23 protein-coding genes are annotated in these 25120 nt (G+C 52.8%); 12 read left to right on the forward strand and 11 right to left on the reverse strand.

Annotated elements, in window-relative coordinates; all coding sequences use genetic code 11:
• The first annotated feature begins 200 nt into the window (after positions 1 to 200).
• On the forward strand, positions 201 to 1319 hold the full coding sequence (locus B2Z72_RS05230) for an AraC family transcriptional regulator (protein WP_296985913.1): 1119 nt from the start codon (positions 201 to 203) through the stop codon (positions 1317 to 1319).
• A gap of 70 nt (positions 1320 to 1389) precedes the next feature.
• On the opposite strand, the gene B2Z72_RS05235 is transcribed toward B2Z72_RS05230, so the two are convergent.
• The 6 genes from B2Z72_RS05235 to B2Z72_RS05260 all read right to left on the reverse strand — a co-directional run bounded on the left by B2Z72_RS05235 (position 1390) and on the right by B2Z72_RS05260 (position 6712).
• Positions 1390 to 1845, reverse strand: a complete 456-nt coding sequence (locus B2Z72_RS05235; protein WP_296985916.1) for a hypothetical protein — start codon at positions 1843 to 1845, stop codon at positions 1390 to 1392.
• A gap of 70 nt (positions 1846 to 1915) precedes the next feature.
• Entirely contained in the window at positions 1916 to 2452 is a 537-nt protein-coding gene (locus B2Z72_RS05240) for a hypothetical protein (RefSeq protein ID WP_296985918.1), read from the reverse strand.
• Between the two features lie 97 nt (positions 2453 to 2549).
• Positions 2550 to 3215: a class I SAM-dependent methyltransferase gene (locus B2Z72_RS05245; protein WP_296985920.1), complete on the reverse strand. Its 666-nt coding sequence runs from the start codon at positions 3213 to 3215 to the stop codon at positions 2550 to 2552.
• Positions 3202 to 4242, reverse strand: a complete 1041-nt coding sequence (locus B2Z72_RS05250; protein WP_296985923.1) for a murein transglycosylase domain-containing protein — start codon at positions 4240 to 4242, stop codon at positions 3202 to 3204. The genes B2Z72_RS05245 and B2Z72_RS05250 overlap by 14 nt, the downstream gene beginning before the upstream one ends.
• A 110-nt stretch (positions 4243 to 4352) precedes the next feature.
• Complete coding sequence (locus B2Z72_RS05255; RefSeq protein ID WP_297004308.1) at positions 4353 to 5696, reverse strand: DUF1329 domain-containing protein; 1344 nt, start codon at positions 5694 to 5696, stop codon at positions 4353 to 4355.
• A 101-nt stretch (positions 5697 to 5797) separates the two neighbouring features.
• On the reverse strand, positions 5798 to 6712 hold the full coding sequence (locus tag B2Z72_RS05260; protein WP_296981330.1) for a TatD family hydrolase: 915 nt from the start codon (positions 6710 to 6712) through the stop codon (positions 5798 to 5800).
• A gap of 143 nt (positions 6713 to 6855) precedes the next feature.
• Between B2Z72_RS05260 and B2Z72_RS05265 the strand changes: the two genes are divergently transcribed.
• Positions 6856 to 7347 carry a hypothetical protein gene (locus B2Z72_RS05265; protein WP_296981327.1) on the forward strand — a complete coding sequence of 164 codons (492 nt, stop codon included), beginning with the start codon at positions 6856 to 6858 and terminating at the stop codon, positions 7345 to 7347.
• On the opposite strand, the gene B2Z72_RS05270 is transcribed toward B2Z72_RS05265, so the two are convergent.
• Positions 7334 to 8071, reverse strand: coding sequence for a ParA family protein (locus tag B2Z72_RS05270; RefSeq protein WP_296981325.1), 738 nt, complete (start codon positions 8069 to 8071; stop codon positions 7334 to 7336). The two genes, B2Z72_RS05265 and B2Z72_RS05270, sit on opposite strands and share 14 nt — an antisense overlap.
• A gap of 110 nt (positions 8072 to 8181) precedes the next feature.
• On the reverse strand, positions 8182 to 9195 hold the full coding sequence (locus tag B2Z72_RS05275) for an AraC family transcriptional regulator (protein WP_296981324.1): 1014 nt from the start codon (positions 9193 to 9195) through the stop codon (positions 8182 to 8184).
• 381 nt (positions 9196 to 9576) lie between these two features.
• Here B2Z72_RS05275 and B2Z72_RS05280 point away from each other — a divergent pair, with 381 nt between their 5' ends.
• From B2Z72_RS05280 to B2Z72_RS05295, 4 genes are read left to right on the forward strand one after another with little or no spacing between them, the layout of a single operon-like run.
• A complete protein-coding gene (locus B2Z72_RS05280; protein ID WP_296981322.1) occupies positions 9577 to 10467 on the forward strand; it encodes a phosphotransferase family protein in 891 nt (296 codons plus the stop codon).
• Positions 10457 to 12172 carry a glycerol-3-phosphate dehydrogenase/oxidase gene (locus B2Z72_RS05285; RefSeq protein ID WP_296981320.1) on the forward strand — a complete coding sequence of 572 codons (1716 nt, stop codon included), beginning with the start codon at positions 10457 to 10459 and terminating at the stop codon, positions 12170 to 12172. The genes B2Z72_RS05280 and B2Z72_RS05285 overlap by 11 nt, the downstream gene beginning before the upstream one ends.
• Complete coding sequence (locus B2Z72_RS05290) at positions 12165 to 12896, forward strand: class II aldolase/adducin family protein (protein ID WP_296981319.1); 732 nt, start codon at positions 12165 to 12167, stop codon at positions 12894 to 12896. Before B2Z72_RS05285 ends, B2Z72_RS05290 begins: the two co-directional genes overlap by 8 nt.
• On the forward strand, positions 12893 to 13600 hold the full coding sequence (locus tag B2Z72_RS05295) for a hypothetical protein (RefSeq protein WP_296981317.1): 708 nt from the start codon (positions 12893 to 12895) through the stop codon (positions 13598 to 13600). Before B2Z72_RS05290 ends, B2Z72_RS05295 begins: the two co-directional genes overlap by 4 nt.
• Positions 13601 to 13651: 51 nt before the next feature.
• Here the strand turns inward: B2Z72_RS05295 and msrA are convergent, their stop codons facing one another.
• Positions 13652 to 14284, reverse strand: coding sequence for a peptide-methionine (S)-S-oxide reductase MsrA (gene msrA / locus B2Z72_RS05300; protein WP_296981315.1), 633 nt, complete (start codon positions 14282 to 14284; stop codon positions 13652 to 13654).
• 35 nt (positions 14285 to 14319) lie between these two features.
• Here msrA and B2Z72_RS05305 point away from each other — a divergent pair, with 35 nt between their 5' ends.
• Complete coding sequence (locus B2Z72_RS05305) at positions 14320 to 15090, forward strand: MBL fold metallo-hydrolase (protein WP_296981314.1); 771 nt, start codon at positions 14320 to 14322, stop codon at positions 15088 to 15090.
• 154 nt (positions 15091 to 15244) lie between these two features.
• Complete coding sequence (locus tag B2Z72_RS05310; RefSeq protein ID WP_296981311.1) at positions 15245 to 15904, forward strand: class I SAM-dependent methyltransferase; 660 nt, start codon at positions 15245 to 15247, stop codon at positions 15902 to 15904.
• 46 nt (positions 15905 to 15950) lie between these two features.
• Here B2Z72_RS05310 and B2Z72_RS05315 read toward each other — a convergent pair whose 3' ends face one another.
• Positions 15951 to 17753, reverse strand: a complete 1803-nt coding sequence (locus B2Z72_RS05315; RefSeq protein ID WP_296981310.1) for an alkaline phosphatase D family protein — start codon at positions 17751 to 17753, stop codon at positions 15951 to 15953.
• 217 nt (positions 17754 to 17970) lie between these two features.
• Between B2Z72_RS05315 and B2Z72_RS05320 the strand changes: the two genes are divergently transcribed.
• On the forward strand, positions 17971 to 19899 hold the full coding sequence (locus tag B2Z72_RS05320) for a VacB/RNase II family 3'-5' exoribonuclease (RefSeq protein ID WP_296981309.1): 1929 nt from the start codon (positions 17971 to 17973) through the stop codon (positions 19897 to 19899).
• A 95-nt stretch (positions 19900 to 19994) separates the two neighbouring features.
• On the opposite strand, the gene B2Z72_RS05325 is transcribed toward B2Z72_RS05320, so the two are convergent.
• Entirely contained in the window at positions 19995 to 20468 is a 474-nt protein-coding gene (locus B2Z72_RS05325) for a hypothetical protein (protein ID WP_296981307.1), read from the reverse strand.
• A 481-nt stretch (positions 20469 to 20949) separates the two neighbouring features.
• Here B2Z72_RS05325 and B2Z72_RS05330 point away from each other — a divergent pair, with 481 nt between their 5' ends.
• The 3 genes from B2Z72_RS05330 to B2Z72_RS05340 all read left to right on the forward strand — a co-directional run bounded on the left by B2Z72_RS05330 (position 20950) and on the right by B2Z72_RS05340 (position 24967).
• Positions 20950 to 21189: a FeoA family protein gene (locus B2Z72_RS05330; RefSeq protein WP_296981305.1), complete on the forward strand. Its 240-nt coding sequence runs from the start codon at positions 20950 to 20952 to the stop codon at positions 21187 to 21189.
• Positions 21186 to 23480, forward strand: a complete 2295-nt coding sequence (gene feoB / locus B2Z72_RS05335; RefSeq protein WP_296981304.1) for a Fe(2+) transporter permease subunit FeoB — start codon at positions 21186 to 21188, stop codon at positions 23478 to 23480. Before B2Z72_RS05330 ends, feoB begins: the two co-directional genes overlap by 4 nt.
• Positions 23481 to 23701: 221 nt before the next feature.
• Positions 23702 to 24967, forward strand: a complete 1266-nt coding sequence (locus B2Z72_RS05340) for an inorganic phosphate transporter (protein ID WP_296981302.1) — start codon at positions 23702 to 23704, stop codon at positions 24965 to 24967.
• Positions 24968 to 25120: the final 153 nt, after the last annotated feature.

Raw genomic sequence — 25120 nt, forward strand, 5'->3', positions numbered from 1 at the left:
GCTACCAGGCTGCTCCATCCCGCGTCAGAGGCTGCGTATATTACGGAGGTGATCAGTTACTGTCAAGCCTAAGCGATTGTTTTTCTACTAATTTATTGCGAACTCCGGCTCTGGAAGAAAAATGGCCCGAACTGCTGGAGATTTAACCAATCTGGTGTTAGCTTTAGCTGTACAAAAAATAACAAGAATAAAATCTGCCTATGACTGCGCATCCGAGTAATACGATAACGTCGGCCGCTCTGCAGCCGCTGTTAAAACTGATGGAAAGCAAAGGATACTCCAGCACGGATCTGCTGATCCGTGAGATGGATGGACGCCCGGAACATATTTCCAGTCAACGCATTCCGATCAGCCAGTTTGACCGTCTGCTGGAACAGGCCAGTAAAATACTGGGTGAACCTTCAATTGGTTTTGCAGCTGGCCAACATCTGGATCTGCCAAGCTTTTATCTGCTGGGATTCCTGCTGAACAACTGCCACACAGGGCGTGAAGCTCTGACTATCCTGCGCCGCTACTATTCTCTGATCAGCGACACACGTTCCCCGGATCTGTTTATCGGTCAGCAGAGCATTAAGGTGGTTTATTACGTTGCTGAGGGCACGGCCTTTGGCAGCCATGCGCGCACCGAGTACATTGCTACCAGTATTCATACTGCGGGCAAAGCCTTCGGTGGTCATCTGTATCAGATTCAGGGTGCCGGCTTCTGCTTTCCACCGCCTGTCTACAAAGACGATCTGGAGCGCTATTTCGGCATTCCGCTACAGTTTAATCAACCGCATAACTGGATTTCCTTCTCTGCCCGCCTGCTGGATAAACCTTTATCCCAGGCCAACCCCGAACTGTTTGCCATCCTGAAAGCCCAGGCAGATAAAGCCTCCGAGCGCTTTGGCAACCTGAAGCCTTTCTCGCGCAAAGTCATGCACATCCTGTATCAGTGGCCGGAATCGATTCCAATTACCAAAGAATCTGTGGCTGAACTGCTCAGTACCAGCAGCCGTACCCTGACGCGCAGGCTACAGGAAGAGCAATGTCAGTTCTCAAATCTGCTGAAAGAAGTGCGCCTGGAGAAAGCTAAACACGCCTTAAGTAACGGCCACACGGATGTACAGCAACTGGCAATTGAACTGGGCTTTTCCGACCGCCGCGGCTTTGAACGCGCCTTCAAGCAATGGACAGGTAAAACCCCGGCTGCTTATCGCCGCTGCTGTCAGGAAGATGCGGAACAGGTTCAGCAACCTGCAACACAGAGCGGACAAGCCGACCAGGCATCAGATGCTCAGGAAATGATGTTTCATAACCCTCGTATGGCATCTGCCTGATCATTAATGCGACAGACACAAAAAAGCGGCCCTTTACGGCCGCTTTTTTGTGCGCAGTTTGCTGCAGAGTTTACCAGTCATTAGCCGATAACGCGGCTCTGACCGTCAGCATTTTTTCCGACTTTTCCAGCGCCATCAGACTGGAAAACAATTGCCGGGAGCCATCGCAGGTTGCCTCACTCAGCATCTGGCTGTACAGATCAATCAGATAATCATCGATGCGCAGCGCCATCTGAACCAGCTCATCGACACTGATGTCCGGATGAATATCAACACATTCAGCCAGCGCCTCGCTGATGGAGCCCGGCTCGAACTGGTGCCATTCATCCAGAACTTTCTTCTGCAGACCTTCTTCGATTTTTTCCACGGCTTCAGCCAGCGTGGTTTCATGCCGGGATAACAGGCGGCACATCATATCCACCCGCTCCCGCTGAGTCTGATCCCGCAATTGCTCAAACAGATTGCTGGCATGTCTGTGCAGCTGTTGGCTGTACCTGATGATATCTTTAACAGTTGAGTAACTCATGGCAGAAGCTCCTTTTTGCTGTTTCCAGCATAGTCACAACTGCCACAGTCTGCATGATGCGAAAGCGTGATTACTCAGCGTCGAAGCTTGCTTGCAGCTGATCTTTATAAGGACGAACCGCATTTTTGTCAGCGTCACTGACTTTACTGACGGCCTTCATCATGATGATGGAAGAAGACATCATCTGCGTCATCATGTCTTTCTGCTCTGCCGGCAGATCCGATTCCTGTATCTGCTTCAGCTGAGCCTCCAGCTGAGCCAGGCTCACCGGCTGGCTCTCCAGCTCCAGGGCCAGATACGCCATTGATACACGCTGAGTCGCGGATGCCCAGTCTTCCACACTGCTGTAACCAGCGGCTTTCACCTTGCTGTTGTACTCATCATACAAACCAGCGGACTTCAGGTCCTGTACGCCCTGATTGATCATTTCTTCGATGCCCTGGGTGCCATCGGGCATGGTATCCGGCATCTGATCTTCGTGTTGCGTCAGCCAGGCTTGCAGCCCTGGCATAGCGTCCGTCCAGTGCTTAACATCGGCTTCCGTAAGATCGGCAGCCAGCGAAAATTGAGCAAATAATACAAAGAAGGCAGCTGTTAAGATGCGCATCGTGGTCTCCTGAATAGTTTTGCTGGCATCTGTCGTTGATCCTGCGACACAGAGTCTCCGCCCGGATGCCGGTTTGGTGGCTCTACACTAACGGGCTTTAGCGGCGGCGGCAATAAATGCCGACATCGACAGCTTCGTCAAAATCTCCGATTGCGGGCAAGGTCGCATTAACCGAATGATCAAGCTGCTGCAAATCGACAAAATCCGGTACAACATACTGAGTTTCTGCCAGCAGCCATTGCGGTGCCTGTAACAACAGCTCACGCAAATCAGTACTGGAGCTGATGTCGTACAGTACGTCGGCAGCAAGCAGGACATCCACCTCGGGCCAGTTGCGTCCATCAACAGCATGAACAGTGACACCATTAAGCGCGGCATTTTCCGCAGCAGCTGTCAGTGCATTACTATCCAGATCAGCCACCCAGACTTCACTGGCGCCTGCCAGGGCGGCGGCAATACCGACAATGCCGGAACCGCAGCCAAAATCGAACACACGCTGACCGGCAACCTGTTGCGGATGTTTAAGCAGGTAAGCTGCCAGTGCACGCCCACCAGCCCAGGCAAACGCCCAATACGGCAACGCCTGCCACAGACCGGCGATCTGCGCCGCATCCAGCTTAATCTGCGGATCTTCTACTGCCATAAGCCACAGCTGCATGCCATCGGCGACTGTGCTGTTCTGCTCAAGCACAGCGCCAGGGATGACCAATTGCCGTTGCAGATGTTGCAGCGGCGTATGCTGATTGGAATTACCAGCTGACATATTTACGCTTAAATTGAGTGACTTTTTTCAGATAATTACGCGATTCTGCTTTGGGATGGCGCTTTACGATTGCCTGATAAACCTGGTCTGCCGACATGCGGTTAATCATATCCACAGCACGGCGCCGGTCAGAGCTGAAGGTTTTCAGCAGATTACCGGTACCACCGTTATAGGCTGCAATCATGCAGTATTCTTTTTTCTGCCAGCCCTGCACATCCTTCAGATACACATCACGTAAAATGGATAAATACGCCGTACCGGTATCAACATTATTTTGTGGATTTAACAGATAATTACGGCTGGGTTGGTCATTGCGGCGATGAATACGCTGAAATACATCGGCACCAGCGGTGCGCTGCATCACCTGCATTAATCCGTAGGCGCCGGCATGAGAAACCGCAAACGGGTTAAAGCTGCTCTCAGTTTCCATAATTGCCATTATTAATGGCACGGACACGCCGTATTTCGCTCCAGACTGCTCCGCCAGATTGCGATAACGCCCGGCACTTTTCTGCCGGTGAGAACGCACCATCGGAATATTAACCCAATAGCGGGCACCCTTTTTCTGCAGTTTTTTACTGACCAGATATTCGGCAAAGCGATTGGCGCGCCACGGATATTCAATACTCTGACCATCCTGATCCAATACCTGACCAGTAAGAAAGGGCTTTCCGGTAATGCCCATATCTGCCGCTGTATAAAGATCCACTGCTGACGGATCTGCCGGAGTTAATAACGTTGCCGCGATCGCGTGCTGAAGTGAAGTAAGCGGCGTTTTGCTGCCCTGAGTTTCAACCCGGATGAGACCAGCGTCGAAGTCGATATACACACGGGTGTGAAAATCATCGAGGTACTTTACAAAGGTACGTACAGAGCTTTCCTGATAATCATCGCCCCACACCTGGTTGGCTTTTTCAGAAAAGAAAACGTATTCGAGAATCACCGCCTGCACATCGCTCGACAGATCGATAAAATTTTCTGGCAGGTCCGTACTGTAGGTTTCTTCTGAGCGAACGACAGAAGACACAGCGATGCTCAGCAATAAGAGACAAATCGGGTAAAAAAAGCGCATGGAGACAAAACAAAACCGGCGGCATAAAGCCGCCAGTTTATCGGTATGCCCTGCAGCTGTCAGCTTCAGCGTTTAGCCTCACGACGGACAGCGGAAGGTGAGAAATCACGCTCACTCAGGTCGTAGCTGAAGTTCATGGTGGAGTCACGTTCGTTATCCAGACCTTCGGCATAGTAACGGCCGTCCTCCAGATCGTAAGTGACTTCCAGCGTGGTGTAGACCACAGGCACTTCATAATAGTTAATCACGTGCGCTTCAGTGACTTCCCACAGCTTACCATCTTCATCGTATTCTTCGGCATACACGATGGACCAGGAGTCCTCATCAACATAGTAGCGACGGGTGCTGTAGCGGTGGCTGTAACCCACACGCAATTTAGCTTCAATCACCCATACCCGGTGTGCTTCGTAGCGCAGCAGCGCCGGATTAATGTGATGATCCATCAGGATATCGTCCAGTTTCACATTGCCCTGATGCACTTTGTAAGCGTTATAAGGAATGTAGATTTCCTGCTTTCCTTTCAGCTCCCAGTCATAGTAATCAGGCGCACCGTTAAACATATCAACCTGATCCACGGTACGGATCGAGTTAGTGTTCACATCCGCGGTATCGTAGGCCAGATCCGGGGTGCGGCGCAGACGGCGCTGGCCTGGCATGTAAATCCAGGATTTACGTGGTGAACGGATCTGATCCAGCGTTTCATGCACCAGCGTAATCGAGCCGGCTAAATTGGCCGGTGCCAGAGTCTTACGCTTCAACAGAAAAATGGTGTTATCCAGATCCGCCGGTTCAGCGCCCAACATACTGTATTTGAAGAAGTACTCGTACTGACGCAGCACGTCCATACGCTGGCCGCCGGACGTCACAGAGGAAGCTACGGCAGTATAAGAATCCGTCAGGCCACGGAAACGCAGAGTGTGGTTCCACAGCACTTCCAGACCGTTCTGCGGAATCGGGAATGGTGACGACATGGTCGCACCTTTCACCCCGGAGCCGTATTTCAGTAACTCTGCACGGGTGGCGTTGGTTTTAACACCTTGGTAAACATAATCCGGATAGGACGCTGAGCGGCGGGTCGGATAGACCTCAAAATAAAGATCCGGAAAGCGCTTCAGTAACACCTGCTGGCCATTGGTCAGGCGCGCCTGATGTTCCTTCATATTGGCAGCATTGATACGGAACAGTGGCTTATCCGCAGCGAACGGGTCGGCGTGGAACGCACCCGGCTTGTGATTCTTATCCTGAGGCAGCCCGCCGGTCCAGGCGGGAATATCCCGGCCATTGCCCGCTTTCTGGGCGCCGACAGGGGTCAGATCTTTACCCAGACGTTCTGCTTCTGCCGCTGGCACGGCGGCCAACACGGAAGAACTGAGAAGCGACAGCACACTGAATAAAATTATTTTTCTCATAGGTGATATTCCGCCAACGATATAGTGATATTCGGGCGGAGGCTACTTCTGAGACTATGGTCAATCAACCTTGGGTTACAAATTACTACAAATTACTGAAACTAAGGTCTCTTTACGCAATTTATTGATAATCTGGAAAATAGTAGACTGGCTACGCTAATACTTTCAGTTGACACTTCTGCCAACAACCGCCCCTGCAAGCGGGCAACAATGGCTGCGATCAAAGGCACCGTTCTGGGATCGTTGCGCTCTGCGCCCCAGAAGACGGGGGTCATATCCGGACTGTCGGTCTCCAGTAAAATACTGCTGTGCGGTAAAGCAGCTACTGTACGACGCAGCTTGTGCGCGCGCGGATGCGTCAGCGCCCCACCAATTCCCAATGCAAAACCCAGCTCAATCCATTTTGCTGCCTGCTGCCCGCTGCCACTGAATGCGTGCACCATGCCACCGTGAGTAAAGCGCCGTCGCCTGAGCCAGGAAGCCGCTTCATCATGCATACCACGGATATGCAGAATCAGCGGTAACCTGTGGGCTTCAGCCAGCTCGACCTGAAGACGGAACCAGTGCCACTGCTGTTCAAGAATTTCATCTGTGGTAGCCAGAATCCGGTCCAGGCCCACCTCTCCCACGGCTACAACCCCTGGATCAGTCAGCGCCTGATCGAGCCAATCGATATCAGCCTGGCGATGCTGTGTGAGAAAATACGGGTGCAGGCCCTGAGCATAAAACCAGGGCTTGCCGGCACAGAATCCGGCTAACGCCTGTCCCTGTTGGCGACTGATCCCCGGAATCAGCAAACCACAGCACCCTGCCTGCTGCGCTGACTGCCACAGTGCTTCACGATCTGCGTCGAACGCTGCAAAGTCAAAATGACAGTGGCTGTCGAACCATTGAGTCTCAAACCCAGGATCCACCTCTCCCGGAGCCGCAAACACAGTGGCCGCCCCGCCCAGCCCGTCAGACCTCTTTTCCTCTGACTTGTGGCCTGCAAATTCATGGATTGGAGAGTTCGTCATAATCCTTCCAGGGTTGGGTGAACAAAATTCACTCGGTTACTGGCACAAAGCAGGTTAGTCTGCTTCATTGTAAGACAGTAAAAAGCAAGACAGTAAAGAGCAAGACAGAAAAGATCGAGCACTGCTGCGGGGAACGCCATCAGATGGAACTGACAGCCCGGGAATTAAGAGAAAGCATTATCCGCCCTACTCTGAAATATCTGGGCAGATCGTCTGACGCCGCCGAAAACCTGCTGACGGCCATCGTCTATCAGCAACGACAGCGACCGCGGGGCAATACCTCCGGCATGCTGTACCCCATTGATGCTGCGCTGCATCAGAAAGTCTGGAATCAATACCTGGCATTTGAACCGGAACTGGCCAGTAAAATTCGCGGCCTCGCCTCCCAGCGCGAATTCCTCAACAGCCCTCACTCCGAATTAGAAACCAACCTGAGTTACGCCACCGCCATCGCCTGGGCGGTATTTCTCGCTTACCCGCAGGTCCGCTTTCGCAGCCAACCCGAGCAATCCGGCACGCCTGCAAAAACCGTCAATGCACGACAGCAAAGTAATGCACGCCCTGATAAGGCAGCCCCTGACAATGCAAATACCAGTAATGTCAGCCTGAGGGAAGAACGCGTTACTTCAGATTAAGTGACGGCTTCACGGCTTTCCACAGAGCCATATAATTACGTGCCAGAGGTACCGCTGGCTGTTCCTCAACAATCGGTTTACGTAAGGTCAGCATGCGCTCAGCACTGGCGGAATACGCCACATAGGTTTTCAGAAATTCCGGATAAGCTTTCAGCTCGTTATTTACCCATTCCACGTGACCGGGCTTGCGCCGGTCAATCATGGTGACAAACGGCAGCCATTGTTTGGGTTTGGCCCAACTGTAGTCCTGTTTGATCTGCTCATAGGCACGGATGGACAATACCGAGGGTTCCACCGGCAACAGAATCCGGTCGCAGGCCTTTAACACCCCTTCCATCTGCGGTGTCATCATCGGCGGGCAATCAATAATCACCAGACCATAACTTTCTGCCAGCGCACTTAAGGCCTGAGTCACCCGGTCTTTGGCGTCTTTTTTCGATTCCAGGCGTTGGTTGAACTTGCGCAGTGAAGTATCCGCGCTCAGCACATCCAGCTTGGGGATCGCGGTGTGCTGAATGTAGTCGGATATCGGCTTATGCTCGTGCCAGAAACCGTCCTGTCTGGTTTTCGCATCAATGCCAAGCAGCCAACTGGCGGACGCCTGCGGATCAAGGTCCCAGACCAGTACCGGGATACCTTCCCGTGCCGCCAGAGCAGCCAGATTCACCACTGTCGTTGTTTTACCCACACCACCTTTCAGCTGATAAACCGCCAGAGCCCGCATTGCCGTGTTCCTTTGTTGCTTAAGCCTGTGTCGTTCCCCCAGCGCATAAACGCAAATCGGGTATAACAGTCACGAAAGCTATAATTGACGGTAATAATAACACCCTTGTCTCATGAGGACATGACCATCAAAGTCTGACGGTAGTTTTGCGGTGTCATTGCGAACCATCGCCGGCAGGCGCGATGAAAAGAACTCTGTTCGTTATAGCCAAGACAACTGCTGACCTGCGCCAGTGTCATCTCAGACTGAGCCAGCAAGGCTGTTGCCAGCTCACGCCGCACATCATCAACCAGCCCGCCAAATTCCAGTCCCTGCTGTGCCAGACGGCGCTGCAGCGTGCGCCGTTGCAGGCCCAGTTGCGCCGCGATCTGATCAATACCCGCGCCTCCCAAAGCCAGCTGCTGGCGGATAAGATCTTCGGTCTGGCGACCAACGTTTAACGGAAACCGGCGTAATACTCTGGCAACACAGGCTTCCGTCGCCAGCGCCAGACCCGGGTCGGCCTGATCAACAGGCAAAGCCAGTGCGTCTGATGGCAGCAGGATGGCATCGGTTGACTGGTTAAAACGCACCTCACAACCGAGAACGTTCTGATAAACCGCCAGCGGCATCTGCGCCTGATGACGCAACAGCACAATCTGCCGGCCTGCTGCCGCCGGCGCCAGAACCGACCACAATGTGCAGGCCATGGCAAACGACTGCTCAGTAATCTGCCGTGAAGGTACGCCCTCACCGAGCAACAAGCGGTATTCCACCTGAAGCCTGTCGTTCAGCGTCGTGATATGGATCTGCGCACCGGAGGTATGAAAGGAAAAATAGCGCTGTAGTTTATCCAGCGCATCAGCCACCGTGCGGGCATGCTGAATAACCAGCGCAAGAGGACCATACAAAGATAAATCCTGCTTTTGCGCCAACCTCAGCCCGAAATCCGCCAGCCCCAGAGCAATGGCAGCATCCTCATACAGCGCAGCGAGCGCATCCAGTGCCAGCGGCAACGCATCTTCCTCCAGAGCCTGAGCGGGAATCCCCTGCTTCGCCAACAGCTGCCGGGCATCTCCGCCGCATTCGCTGACCAGTGGGGCAAAACCCAGTAATGCCCGCGACTGAATCCTTTCCGGGATCATTTTATTTTTATGTCCTCTGCCAGTTGGAATTCATGTCCCCGCTACACCGTTGCCCAGAAACCGGGCCAGGTGCAGCCTGAGTTATTTTGTCACCAAATGACAATACCACAGCCTGCAGCCGATGCCATGATAGCGACAGGTTGTGCTTTCCGGTCCGGGAAGTGATGCCGTAACAATCCCCAAAAGCACCACGTAAGGGCAACACGTAAGAGCAACAGGCAAGCGCTTAAGAACTACACTTTAAAAAAACACAAGAACAATAAAAGCAGCAGGATGCCCGCCATGATGACGGAACCACCACACTCGCCCAAAACACACGCTCCCAAAACAAACACCCCGGAAACACAGCTACCGGTAATACACCCTCCAGAGACGGAACGCATGCCGGCCACCCTCAGCGAGCTGGGCAGCCCTCTGGTCAGCGCCCGTTCAGCAGAAATTTATCACTGGCAAGACGGTGAAATTCTGAAATTATTCCGCGCCGGTTTTTGTGAAAATTCTGCCTGTCAGGAAAAATTAAACGCCGAGGAAGCCCATCGTCAGGGCGCAACCTCTATTGAATGTCTTGGTCAGGTCAGCATTGAAAACCGCAGTGGCATTGTTATGAAGCGCCTCGATGGCAGGACACTGACCGAAAGAGCCGACGCCAACCCACTGCACATCTGGGGTTTACCGTACACTCTTGCCCGTCTGCATGCGGATGTTCATAACGCCCGCAGCGAAAAAATGCAGGATATCCGCCAGATCATTGCCGGCTTTCTGCAACACAGCGCAATGGACTTTCTGACCAGCGCGGAAAAGCAAACAGCTCTTGCCTATCTTGCTGACCTTCCGGACGGCAACGCCATCCTGCACATGGACTTTCATACCGGCAATATACTGGTCAACGCCCGGACTGAAACTGTTATCGACTGGGCTACGGCGGCCCGCGGAGACGCCGGGGCCGATATCGCCATGACCTGCTTTTTATTTAACGAAGCAGAATTGTTTCCAGGCATCAGTAAAGCGCAGGAAGTTTTTTATAACCTGATGCGGCGGATGATTTATCGTCGCTATTTCCGCCACTATCTGCGTATCCGCAAACTGAACAAAGAAAAAGTAAAGCAGGATATTGATCTCTGGTATCCGGCGGTTCTTATCTGCCGACTGGCACTGTGGAGTGCACCGACAGAAATTAAACCCTTGCAACAGAAAATCCGCCAGCGGCTGCAGGGCTTATCCACTGCTCAGAAAATAACGGGAAAAATAGCAGGAAAAGCCGATGCCAGATAAAGATACTATGCAACAGAAAATTCCTGAAAACCCGGCGGTACTGTCACAGACAGAATGGGATCTTATTGTCATTGGTGGCGGCATTACCGGTGCCGCTGTGTTACGTGAAGCTGCACGTTACGGACTGAAGTGCCTGTTGCTTGAACAACGGGATTTCGCCTGGGGTGCATCCAGCCGGTCAGGAAAGTGGGTGCACGGCGGCCTGAGATATATAAAAGAGGGGCAGCTGAACGTCACCTGGCATTCTGTAAAAGAACGGGAAAAACTGTGCCGGGAATTACCCGAATTAATCAGGATGAAAGCCATGCACTGGCCACTGTTCCGCACGCAGGTAAAAAACGGACTGATGATTCGTGCCGGACTTTTTCTGTATGATCTGATGGCCGGAAAACGCTGGCGCCATGCATTGGATAAAACGCAGATGCAACAGGAATTTCCCGGCCTGAATGCCCCCGACCTGACCGGTGCCATGTGCTTTTATGAAGGCCAGACAGATGATGCCCGGCTGACCCTGAGAGTGTTGCAGGAGGCCCGTCACGCCGGCGCCGTCGCCTGTAATTACACAGAAGTCAGCGGCTTTCTCAAACAGGATGGCAAAGTGTGCGGCGTTATCGCCCGCGCTACAGGTATAACGGATCAGCCTCAGCCGGAAGTCCGTATTAAAGCCCGTCAGGTCATCGCCGCTACCGGCGCCTGGGCTGATCAGCTGCGCCAGCACATCAGCCATGATACAAAGCAGAAATTGAGACCATTGCGTGGCTCGCATCTGGTGTTTTCTTTTGAGCGATTACCCGTCCGGTCGACGATTATTCTGCAACATCCACGGGATAAACGCCCCGGATTTATTACCTGTTTTCAGGGACGGATCATCGTTGGCAATACGGATATTGATCACCAGCAGCACATGAGCGTTGAAGCATCGGTCAGCGCGGACGAAGTAAATTACCTGCTGCAGACGGTTCAGCACTATTTTCCGTCCTACGGGATTGGTCGTGAAGACATTATTGCCACCTTTTCCGGAGTACGCCCCGTGGTCGATTCCGGCATCAGTGATCCATCAAAAGAGTCCCGTGATCATGTTGTCTGGCACGAAGATGGTTTATTGACCATTGCCGGTGGCAAGTTGACAACCTTCCAGCATATTGCCACCGACGCTTTACGTCGCATCAAAGACAAGTTCCCGCAATTGCAGCAACTGAGTGAGCGCCAGCCCATAATCAGTCAGGAATTTAACGACACCCGACTGGTTAAAACCATTTTACGTAAAGAGTTGCGTGAAGAGCTGAGTGAGAAGTTGTGTGAAAAGTTAAGTGAAGAACAGCTGGAACGTCTGCACAGTCGTTATGGTTCAGCCGTCAGCCAGATGATAAACGGGCAGCCGCCGCAGGCGCTGGAAATTATTCCGGGCACGCAAACCCATTGGTTTGAACTCAGCTGGTGTGCCCGGCATGAGCAGATTAAGCATCTCGATGATCTGCTGCTGCGGCGTACGCGTATTGGTCTGCTGCTTGAAAATGGCGGCGAACGTATCTTCGATGTATTGCGCCATTATATTCAGCCAGCCTGTGGCTGGAGCGATGATAAATGGCAGCAGGAAATCAGCCGCTACCGAAAACTGTGGCAGACCCATTACAGCGTTCCCCCCGCACAGTCACCAACACCAGACCAGTCAAAAGCGGTACAAGGGATGAACAACCATGCGTAATGAAAAAATGACCGGCGCCAAGGCCCTCACTGAAGATGAATTCAAAGCAGAAAAAGAAGCCTTGTGCCAGCTCTGTCTGACGCTGTCTTATAAGGGATTTTTCGCCGCGACCGGTGGCAATATCATGCTCAGGCTAAACAAAGAACTGGTCGCGGTCACACCATCAGCTACGGATTATTTCAGCATGACCCCAGCCAATATCTGCGTATTACGGCTGGACGATCTGCTGCAATGCGGTGGTGATAAATCACCCTCGGTGGAGTCCGCTCTGCATGCCGAATTACTGCGAAAGCGGCCGGACATTATCTGCAGTATTCATACCCATCAACCCGTCGCCAGCGCCTGTGCGTTACTGAATACTCCATTAACTGTCCCGGAACGTCTGCGTACTTATTTGGGAGACAGAATTCCAGTCGCGGGTTATGCACCCTCTGTCACTAAATTGCTGGCAAAACGCTTTGCAGCCATGATTACCCCATCGGTTAATGCCTACCTGATGGCCAACCACGGCATCGTCTGCTGTGGTATTTCCATGGATGAGGCACTGGCGAATGTTGAGCGTCTGGAGCAGCTCACCCGCGCCCATCTGACAGAGAATATTCAACAGCGACTCGACGCAAAAAACGCCAAAGACAGTTTCACTGAACAGGCACTGCTCAGCGATATTCTGTACAGCATCCGCAAGGAAAATCACCCAGACAGCAGTGGCATAAATCCGGCATGAGCGATATTACACAACAGCAGTTCGATAACTGGCGAATCATTCAGCGCCGCCTGCAGGATAAGAAATTACTGCAGGGAAAAAACGCAGCTGTTTCTGTGCGTATTCCGGGGGGCGATCAATGCTGGTTTGCTCCGGCCACAGAACAAAGCCCTGAACTGGCAACGATAACCACCACCAGCGAAACAGGCGATCAAACCAGTGACGACAGCCTGTGGTTACATCAATGGCTTTATGCTCAGCGCACGGATATTTCTGCCATCGTCAGCGCCAGCGGTGAATACGGCGCTTATCTTGCGCGACTCAGTGCACTGCCAGATGCCATGAGTGCTCATAAAGGCAAAGCACATAAAAACGCAGGCATGCCGGGAATATTTGATGAGCAGGTACGCCATCTTGGAATAATGCCCGCACCGGCCAACAACCTGAAACAGGCCAGCAGCGCACTACAGAGCAATGGTAACCTCGCCGTTCTGTTTGGTCAGAATATTGTGATGGGTATGACAGCAAACCGTTTAATTTTAAACGCCGAGCTGTTTGAAAAAAGCGCCAAAGCCTATGTTCTGGCCGCCGCAACCGGCGGCCAGATAAAACAGCTGCCCTGGTTAGTACGCTTCTTTGCCAATCGCCGTCTGCTGAAAGATCAGAAACGCGCCCGGGAAGCGATTGCTATGGGTCGCTTACCGGACGAATCCAGGGGCTATTAAGCTGACTATTTAGCTGACTATTTAGCTGGCTATTCAGTTGCCTTAGCAAAATCAGTCAAAGCTGACCGAACAACCACCGAGACCACAATAGCCACCGGGGTTTTTCGCCAGATACTGCTGATGATAGGTTTCCGCCGGGTAATACACTCCGGCTGGCAGAATTTCCGTAGTGATATCCGGCAAGCCAGCTTTACTCAGCTTTTGCTGATAATGATCCCGGCTGCTTTCAGCAAGCGCCAGCTCTTCATCGGAAGGCAGATAAATCCCGGAACGGTATTGAGTGCCAATATCGTTGCCCTGACGCATACCCTGAGTCGGATTATGACTTTCCCAGAAGACTTTCAGCAGGGTTTCCAGTGATACCAGTGCCGGGTCATACCAGACCCGTACCAATTCATTGTGGCCGGTCATGCCGGTGCAGACTTCTTCATACGTTGGGTTTTTAGTGTGCCCACCGCCGTAGCCAACCGACGTGGAATACACACCCTCGAGTTGCCAGAAGCGGCGTTCGGCCCCCCAGAAGCAACCCATGCCTATGATCATTTCCTTGAGCCCGGCGGGCAAAGGGCCGAGAATCGGGTTACCATTGACGAAATGCGTTGGCGCTGTTTCGTACAAAGGTTGCTCATGGCCGGGCAAGGCCTCGGCGGCAGACGGAATCGACATCAGTTTCGGACGCCACATAATGCACCCCATAAAGTTAGTGAATCTGCTTTATTATGACTGAAAAACTCTCAGATTATTCCCTGCATTTTTTGGGGACAGGCAGTGGTGGCGAACTCAGCATGGGTTGTTCCGCTGCAGTGCTGGAATACAACACGCATCCGCAACCGGCTGATGGCCCGGACACTGGTTACAAGCCACTGCTGCTGATCGACTGTGGGCCAGGTACCGTGAACGCCTTCAGCCAGCACTATCAACAGCTGCCTGATGCCCTGTTTATCACCCATGGTCATCTGGACCATATTGCCGATCTGGAGATTCTTACCGTGCGGCTGCGTCTCAGCGGCAAAGCACCTGTGCCCATGTATGTTCCGGTGAATATTATTCCCCTGTTACATCAACGGCTGGCAAGCTACCCGGGCACCATGGCTGAGGGGGATCATAATTTCTGGCAATCCTTTCAGCTGATTCCGGTCAGCGAGCGCTTTACCTTTCACGGACTGGAATGCCAGCTCTACCCGACCCGTCATCATGCTCCGGGCTTCAGCTATGCCCTGCACGTACCCGGGCTGTTTTTTTACAGTGGTGATACGCGCCCGATTCCGGAAATCATTCACCATCAGCTCACAGGTCAGGAAGCCATTTTCCACGATTGTGGCGCAGTGCCGAATCCGTCTCACACCGGCCTTGCAGATCTCGCGCGGGAATATCGGGCAGAATTGCTGCCACGTTTTGTGCTTTACCATTACGCCAACGAAGCGGCAGCACAAAGCATGGAAAATGAAGGCTATAAAGTTGCCCGGCCAGGTGAGCGGTTTGCGCTGTAGTGGACTGTAGTGTGTTGTAGCGCGCTTGAGTTTTACACCTTTCGCACTCTTTTCTGCACTTTTTTCAGCCCTCTTTTTAATGCCTGGAATTAACCCGGAAACCGAAACTTATGCCTGTGAGCCTGTATGTCTGTAAACCTGTATGAATGTAAAAATGCCGTCTGAAAAGTTTGAGCAGCAACTCAATCAGGCCATTCAGCAGATGCTGGATGACGCCAGTGTCAGTGTGCAGACGCTGCCGCAATGTGAGCAGATTAAACTCTGGCTGGTTGAGCCATCGGCCATGCAACGCCCGTTCTCACAGGAAGAAATTCTGCGTATTCAGCAATACCCGGCCTACTGGGCCTTCTGCTGGGCCAGTGGCCAGGTGCTGGCGCGGGAAATTCTCGCCAATCCGCACTGGGTAAAAGGCAAAAAAGTCATGGATTTTGGTGCCGGTTCCGGGGTTGTCGCCATTGCCTGCGTAATGGCCGGCGCCAGTGAAGTAATTGCCTGCGATATCGATCCGTACGCGTTATTATCCTGTGCCGCCAATGGCCGGCTGAATAACGTCAGTTACCGTTTGCACGGCGATTTATTTGCTTTTGATGAAGATCTGGATGTACTGATTGCCGCCGATGTTCTCTACGACAAAGCCAACCTGCCGTTACTGGAGGTATTCCGCCAGAAAGCCACAGAGGTTCTGGTGGCGGACTCACGGGTGAAAAACTTTGATTTCCCGCCCTATCAGGCCGTCGGCCGGCACGAATCGTTTACCGTACCGGATCTCGACGAACTGGACGAATTCAGGTGGGTAAACCTCTACCGCACCTGAACACGGCTCGCATCTCAACAGGCTCGCATCTCAACAGGCTGGCACCTTAACTGGCTGGCACTTCGATACGGCGGTTGCCGGCACCCGGCTGCACATAACGCGGACCTGCAGTCGTCACACTGTAATCGGAAGAAGTGATGGTGCTGACGAAGTTCCACATCACCGATGCCTGAGTTGGTGTGAAAGTAACCGTCATATAACCGCGCTGAGCTGCGTTGAGATATTTCAGATCATCAATCATGGTGGTGATGGCCATTTCAAACTGCTGCTGCGCGGCCTGATCAGTGCCAAAGCCCATATAACGTTCAAAACCCGGTGAGGTAATGGAACCGGTAGCAAATTCCACCGCTGCCGGATCACCACTGCGATCAATGGCAGTGCCCTCCGCATTCAGCGGGTAAATATCATTAGCCCAGGCGTTATGGGTATCACCGGCCAGCACGATGGTGTTTTTGTTGAGCTGGCGGGCGGCGCCCAATAACTGCTCGCGGTTCACCATATAGCCGTCCCAGGCATCCAGATTGTATGGCGCCACAGCCATAATGCGTGCAGCTTCCGCTTCGCTGACGGTCGGATCACCATTCAGCATGCGCATTTTAATAGTGACCAGCTCACCCATGGTTTGTCCCAGTGCCGCCTGTGCTGCAGAAGCATCTCCGCCCGCGCTCAGTGTTGCTTCTACTTCGCCCAGCTGTAACAGCAGCTCCTGCGGAACATTCATGCGGCCCATCAGTACCTGCTGACCAAGTACCTGCCAGGTTGCAGAAGACGCTGCCATCCAGCCCTGCACGGTCTGTAACTGCTCAGTGCCGGTCAGGGTGCGGTTGGTGTCCGCCAGTGCTGCCATAAACGCAGCAGCATCGATACTGCCATCACCGTTCATAAACTGAGCAAAACTCAGCTGTTTATCCCGTGCTAACAGGCGGGTTTCGAGCATATGCAGGCTGACCAGATCACCGAAATCAAAGGTGCGGTAAATTTTCTGCAGATCCTCGCCGGTACGGATTGGCAACCATTCATGGTAAGCCTGTACTGCAGCATCACGACGGGCGGTAAACGAACCTTCGGAGTCGTCGTGGTTTTCTGCACCGTCTTTGTAGGTATCGTTGGCCACTTCGTGGTCATCCCAGATACAGATAAACGGCTTACGCTGATGCGCGAGTTGCAGATAGGTATCAGAGCGGTATTGAGCATAGCGGGCGCGGTAATCCGCCAGCGTCAGAATTTCTGCAAGCGGCTCCGGGTCACGCACCTGGGCTTCCGGCGTCGGATATTCGCCGGTACCGTATTCATAGATGTAATCACCCAGATGCACAATGACATCAGCGTCGCTGTTGGCCATCTCACGGTAGGCGTTGAACAGGCCGGCGGGGTAATTGGAGCAGGAACATACCGCCAGCGTCACACTGTCAACACTGCCGGACGGCAAAGTGCGGGTTATGCCCACCACAGATGCCGTCTCATCGCTCACGGCAAACTGGTAATAGTACGTCGTTCCCGCATCCAGGCCGGTGACATCCACTTTGACCGTATAATCTTTACCCGCGTCTGTGATCACATTGCCGGAAGCCACGACGTCAGTCATCGCCTCGTCCTGGGCAACCGCCCAGGAAACAGTCACCTCACCGGCGTCATCGCTGTCTGGTGTCACCCGCGTCCAGATAATCACCGCATCGGCCAGCGGATCGCCGGAAGCAACGCCATGACCAAACTCAAAGACGGCTGAATGACCATTGCTGCTGTCATCGCCAAAGCAGCCGGTCAGAACGGCAGGAACGGAAACAGCACCAGCACCGGCGGCAACGGATTTCATAAAGCCACGACGGGTAAAACGGTTATGCGCAGACATGCGGACATCCTTATAAGAACAACATCAGTGCCATATAGGACAAGATAATCACGACAATTTAATGACAAGAATATTACTGAGCTTTATCGCCTGCCATTGCCGGCAAAGGCAGCCGCGCCCTGTCCGGAAATTGTTCCGGGGCCAGAAACAGTAGCCGGTCTTTTCAGTATCCAGTACACTCTTGCCCCTTTATCTTTACCGCTTAATCAGGCTCCGGATGCTCGATAAAAACGCCCTTGCTCAGCTCAAAACGCTTAAAAAAGAAATCCATGACAGCACGCCGCGATTCAGCGGACGGGTGCGCGCCACTGGCGGACGCTTTGGGTTTGTAAATACCGATGACGGCAAGCAATTTTTTATTGCGCCCGATGAAATGGAAAAGCTGTTACCCGGCGACGAGATCGACTTCCGGGTTGAACCTGCAGGTGAAGGCAAAGAACAGGCGATTGTTGAAAAACTGATCAGCTCGGAAACGGGCGAATTTTTCGGTCAGTATATTATCCGCGGTAAAGGCCACTTTATTGAGCCGGATCACCCTACCTTGAACCGCTGGATTTTTGTTCCGCCGGCAGCCCGTAAAAAGGCTCAGGAGGGTGATTTTGTCCGTGCCCACATCAGCAAGCACCCGTTCCCGGAAGGTAAGGTTCAGGCCACCATCGATGACATCATCGGGCGCGCTGGCGATGACCATATCGAAAATACTTTTATTAAAGCCAAATGGCATATTGCTGAAGAATTCAGCGAAGCCGTGAAAGCCGAAGTGGCTGCTCTGACCACGGCCGACCACTCCGCCCTGAACGCAGACCGCACCGATCTTACCCACCTGCCGTTTGTTACCATCGACTCGGCTAATACCCGTGATATCGACGACGCGCTGTACGCCGAAGCCCTGAGTGAAGGCTGGACCCTGTGGGTAGCCATTGCCGATCCGGCCGCGCTGATTACTGGCGGCAGTGAACTGGACAAGGTAGCGCAGCAGCGCACGACCTCTGTTTATCTGCCGGACCAGGTGATTCCGATGCTGCCGCCTGAGTTATCAGAGCAACTGTGCTCACTGCAGGAAGGCGAAAACCGTCTGGCCATGGTTGTCGAACTGAAGGTACTGGAAGACGGCACCATTGATCAGATCCATATTCACAATGGTCTGATCCGTTCTCACGCCAAGCTGAACTACCCGCAGATGGCGGCGTTCCTCGACGGTGATGACACCGTCATTCCAGCCGAATTGCATGGCCCGGCCGTGCATCTGGACAGCTGTGCCAAAGCCCTCGCCGCATGGCGCAGCAGTCATTGCCTGCTGATGGACGATCGCCCTGACTATAAGCTGATTACAGACGAAAAAGGTCAGGTAAAAGAAATCGTCCGCATCGAACGCAATCAGGCGCACCGTCTGGTGGAAGAATGCATGCTCGCCTGTAACCGCTCGATCGCCCGCTGGCTGGCGGAAAAAGGTGCGGGGTTCTTTATCGAACACGCCGGTGTACGTACCGAACGCAAAGGTGAAGTCGCCGCCCTGCTGAAAGAACAGCTGCCACTGGAACAGAAGCCTTCACTGGAAACACTGCAGGACTATGTTTCCCTGATGCAACAGGCGGATCGCTCAGAAAGTGAGCTGCCACTGCGTATGATCGTCAGCCGTCAGCTGGAACGCAGCAACCTGTCCAACGAAGCGAAACCACATTTTGGTCTGGGTTTCGATCATTACACAACCTTTACATCGCCACTGCGTAAGTATAACGATCTGCTGATTCACCGTATTGTGCGCAGCCTGCTGCAACAGGAAAGCCTTGAGCTGACCGCCGATGAACTGTTATCCGCGATTCAGTCCGGCCAGACAACGGCCCGTATGGCGGCTCAGCAAAGCGAAAACTGGCTGAAACTGCAATGGCTGACACAGCAGGAAAAAGATGCGATATACGACGCGGTAATCGTTCATATGAATTCCGGTGCTATTACAGTGCGTCTGGAATCATGCGGAATTGAAGGCAGTATTGACCGCCGTAAGGCCGGTAAAGACTGGACCTTTGATACCAAAACTCTGAGTCACCGCAGTGAGAATGCGAGTTTCATTCTGGGTCAGGCGATTAAAGTAAAAGTGAACGATATCCAGCCTCAGGCGCGTCAGGCACAGTTTATTCTTGCCTGATTCAGCCGCGGATAACACAGTATCTGCCTTAAAACATAAGCAATAAAAAAGGAGCCACTGGCTCCTTTTTTATTGCTTATCGGACTGCGCTGCGATCAGTCGATTTTCCAGGTACGGACAACAGCAAAACCGTGTTCTTCAATCCATTGATCCAGCTGCTTAGGGTTACGCTTGATCTTTTCAACACGTTCCTGAGTGGCCGGATTACGGTAGCTGCCCACCGGTAACTTAGGTTTAGGCAGAGTAGATTCTTTCTCTGGCTTGCTGGCAGCAGCGCGCGGACCACGTGGAGCGGTACGGGCAAAATGCTTTTTCAGGTTGGCATAAATAGAAGATGGGGTCTCTTCTTTTGCCATGGCGAGAATCCAGGCTTCAATCTGTTCTGAACGGGAAACATATAATTCGTTTTCAGTCAGACTGTTTTGATTGCATAAACGCTTAATAACGGTTTCAAACTCTTTAATACCTTCGAGTTTCTTTTCCTGCGATTTACGCAATTCTTCCAGTTCCTGGATTTTTTGCTGGTGCTGTTTTATTTGTTTATCAATATCGATATCAAATACGCTCACTGAATTACCTCGGTATAGAGTCGTAATATATAAGGCACAGGTTCCGGGTACGGATATATACGGTTACACCGCAAACAATGATCTGACGATATATCAGTATTCAGTTCATCGGAACTCACGCCGGGACTACACAGATGCCATAAACAGAGACCGCAAACAGAGACTTTGATCAGGTCGCATGAAATGCAGTCACATGGAATTGTGCAGAGACGGTTCAGGATATATATCGTGCTGTTATCTTATTTCCGACGTTACCGCCAGAATGGATTTGATACTAACCTGAGCCGGTTACGCGGTCATTATAGACCCAGCCGGGCAATTTGAACAATCGTCCTCTGTAAAGAAACCTGGCTCCGCTGCTGACAGATCATGACACCTGTCATCAATGTGAACAGATTGATCCTCCTGCAGCTTCCGGCCCGCTTGTACAATTAAATGATAAACATTACCATCTTCGTAACAATTTACCTGCCGGATATGTATGACCACGCTCACACTGGATCAACTCGAAATAGGTGCTCAGGCCCGTATCCTGGGTTTCACTGCCACCGAAACTAATTTCCGCCGCAAACTGCTTGCTCTGGGTGTTATGCCCGGCGCACAGCTTGAGGTGCGGCGGTTTGCTCCGCTGGGAGACCCGATCCAGATCCAGCTGCGCGGCTCCTCCATCAGTCTGCGCCGACAGGAAGCATCCATTATTCAAGTCGAGGTGATCGGATGAAGCAGGCAGTTATAGGCGTCATCGGTAATCCAAACTGCGGTAAAACCACCCTGTTCAATGCCTTAACCGGTTCCAAACAAAAAGTCGGCAACTGGCCTGGCGTGACGGTTGAGCGTAAAGAAGGCGTTATTACCCTGCGCGGTGAAACACATAAACTCGTCGACCTGCCGGGCACCTACGCCCTCGACAGCCACGACGATGAGTTGTCCACGGACGAAAAAATCGCCCGCGAATTTGCCCTCAGCGGTGAAGCTCAGATCATTCTGAATATTCTCGATGCCAGCAACCTGGAACGTAATCTGTTTCTGACCTCTCAGTTACTGGATATGGGTGTGCCGGTTATCTGTGTCGTCAATATGGTTGATGTGGCTGAGCGCGAAGGTATTCATGTGAATACTCAGCTGCTGTCTCATCAGCTCAGTGTTCCTGTGGTGCCAATCGTTGCTTCCACCGGCCAGGGCATTGAAGAACTGCGCCGGGTGATGGGTCATTACCTTGAGCACGCCACCGTCGCCACACCGCTGCTGCGTCTTGATGAAGATCTTGAGCATTCCGTGCAGTCACTGAAAGAGCAATTACAGGGTGCTGTGGATAATCCGTTCTGGGTTGCCACCCGCATTCTGGAAAACGACGTATACGCCAGTGGCATCGTACCGGAGAGCAAGCGCGTGGAAGCGCTGGAAACCGCCCGCCAACAGCGCGTTGCCCTGGAGAAAGCTCACCAGCAACCGATGGACGTGCTGATCGCCAACAGCCGCTATAAATCCATTCAGCATGCGCTGCAACCAGTGCTGACGGTGAATAAAAAAGGTCAAACGCTGAGCGAAAAAATTGATGCCTGGGTGATCAACCGCTGGCTCGGTATTCCGTTTTTCTTTTTTGTTATGTATCTGATGTTCCTGTTCGCCATTAACGTCGGCGGAGCATTTATCGATTTCTTTGATATTGCCTTTGCCACGGTGTTTGTCGACGGCACACATTACGTCCTGGACAGTGTCAACACGCCGCAGTGGCTCTCTACCCTGCTGGCCGACGGTCTCGGCGGCGGTATTCAGCTGGTTGCCACCTTTATTCCGGTGATCGGCAGTCTGTATCTGTTCTTATCTGTGATCGAGGACTCGGGTTATATGGCCCGTGCCGCCTTCGTCATGGACCGCCTGATGCGCGCAGTAGGCTTACCGGGTAAATCCTTCGTGCCGTTAATCGTTGGTTTTGGCTGTAACGTACCGGCGGTTATGGCTGCACGCACCATGGACACCGAGAAAGACCGTTTGCTGACCATTTCCATGGCGCCGTTTATGTCCTGCGGTGCACGTCTTTCGGTCTATGCGCTGTTTGCTGCTGCCCTGTTTCAGGAAAACGGTGCCATCATGGTCTTCAGCCTGTACGTACTCGGTATCGTTATGGCGCTGGTCACTGGCCTGGCACTGAAAAACACCCTGTTTAAACCGGATCTCACGCCTTTTGTGATGGAGCTGCCTGCTTACCATGTGCCGACGGTGAAAGGCATTCTGATCAAAACCTGGGAACGCCTGAAATCTTTCTGTCTGCGCGCCGGTAAAACCATCGTCACCGTGGTCGTTATTCTTTCCTTCCTGAATTCCATCGGCAGCGATGGTTCCTTCGGCAATGAAGATACCGATAATTCTGTGCTTTCCAAAGTAGCGAACGTTGCCACACCGCTGCTGTCGCCGCTGGGCGTTCAGGACGATAACTGGCCAGCGACCGTCGGTATCATCACAGGTATTTTCGCCAAAGAGGCCGTGGTAGGTACGCTGGATGCACTCTACAGCCCGGAAAGCGGTGAAGACACTGAATACGATTTGTGGGGCGGACTGGCAGAATCCCTGCAAACTATTCCGGATAATCTTGCCGGGCTCGCGGACAGCCTGCTCGACCCACTGGGTCTGAGCCTTGTTGGCGCTGACCAGACCGCTGAACAGGGCGTACACAGTGGTACTTTCTCCAGTATGGCCCTGCTGTTTGGCAGCCAGATCGCGGCGTTTTCTTATCTGGTCTTTGTGCTTCTGTACACGCCGTGTGTGGCAACTCTGGGCGCCATTGTGCGTGAATCCGGGGTGCGCTGGATGCTGTTTGTTGCTGGCTGGAGTACCGGGTTGGCGTATACCACAGCGGTTATCGTTTATCAGATCGGTACCTTTGCACAACATCCGGGCAGCTCTGCCGCCTGGCTGATTGGCTGTGCCGTATTTATTATTCTCTGCCTTTGGCAGATGCGGGCCTACGGCAATCGTCAGAACGCCCGCTACATTCCGATCACTCAACTTTGATCGCCTGAGTCTGATCACCCGAGCCGGTGATCAGACGCCCATCAAGGCAACCGCAGTCCAGCTTGCTACACGCCGGCTGTTTATTTTTCAGCCGCTTTTACGCCATGTCATATCTGACACAGATCATTCCGCTGTAATCTTTCTGTAATCTGGCCTCTGGGTGCTGTGATCCGGCCGTGGCCTGAGTTAGAATGCGCGCGATTTTAATCGGGGAGTCCGTAATGGATCTGATCACTGACCAGGGGCAGTTGTTCATCATCCTGGCCTGTATCTTCGGCGCCTTTATGGCCTGGGGCATTGGCGCTAACGATGTAGCAAATGCAATGGGAACCTCTGTAGGTTCCAAAGCTATCACTATTCGTCAGGCGGTTATTATCGCCATCATTTTTGAATTCCTCGGTGCTCTGCTGGCCGGTGGTGAAGTTACCGCGACCATCCGTAAGGGCATCATTGACCCATCCGCACTCGCAGACCGCCCGGAACTTCTGGTGTTCGGCATGCTGGCTTCCCTGCTGGCCGCCGGTACCTGGCTGTTAATCGCTTCCTATCGTGGCTGGCCGGTATCGACGACGCACTCGATCGTGGGTGCCATCGTAGGTTTTGCCGCCGTCGGTATCTCCATGGAAGCGGTAAAATGGGGCAAAGTCGGCAACATCGCCGCCAGCTGGGTAGTGTCTCCCGTCATTGCCGGCAGTATTTCCTTTGTTCTGTATAAAACCATTCAGCACTTTATTCACGACAACAAAGATCCCTTCTCTCAATCCAAACGACTGGTTCCGTTCTACATCCTGTTGGTTGGTTTTATTATTTCCATGGTCACGCTGCTGAAAGGTCTGAAGCATCTGGGCCTGCAGCTGTCGTTTATCAATGCCGCCTGGATTTCGCTGCTGGTCGGTATTGCCGTCATGTTTATTGGTCGCATCATTGTCAGCCGTATTCACGCCGATCCGGAAGTATCAGAAGACATTCACATCGCCAATGTCGAGAAAGTGTTCTCTGTACTCATGGTATTTACGGCCTGTGCCATGGCGTTTGCTCATGGTTCTAACGACGTTGCTAACGCCATTGGGCCACTGGCCGCCATCTATGGTGTTATCAGCCATGGTGGTGAAATTGCCGCTAAATCCGCCGTTCCGGTGTGGATTCTGATGGTGGGTGGCGTCGGCATCGTTGCTGGTCTGGTGACGTTCGGTCACCGGGTGATCGCTACCGTGGGCACAGGCATCACTGAGCTGACACCAAGCCGCGGCTTCGCAGCGACTCTGGCCGCAGCGACCACAGTGGTGGTGGCGTCCGGTACCGGGCTGCCGATTTCCACCACGCACGTTCTGATCGGTGCCATTCTGGGTATTGGTCTGGCGATGGGCGCCGGTTCGCTCAATTACCGTAAAGTCGGTTCTATCTTTATCTCCTGGCTGGTGACTCTGCCGGCAGGCGCAGCGCTGTCGATTCTGTTCTTCTTCATTTTCCGCGCTATCTGGCTCTGATGCCCACTTTGTCCCAGCCGGTTCTCTCCGGCTGGTGACCCTCCTCTCTTTTTCGCGTATACAGAAATGGTCCGGCTATCGGAATTCACCCTGATAGCGCTTGCGAAATATATATGGTACAAACGTACTATAATCATGTTTCACAGTTGTAGC

This window comes from Thalassolituus sp. UBA6592 (assembly GCF_002433655.1).
Lineage (GTDB): Bacteria > Pseudomonadota > Gammaproteobacteria > Pseudomonadales > Oceanobacteraceae > Venatoribacter.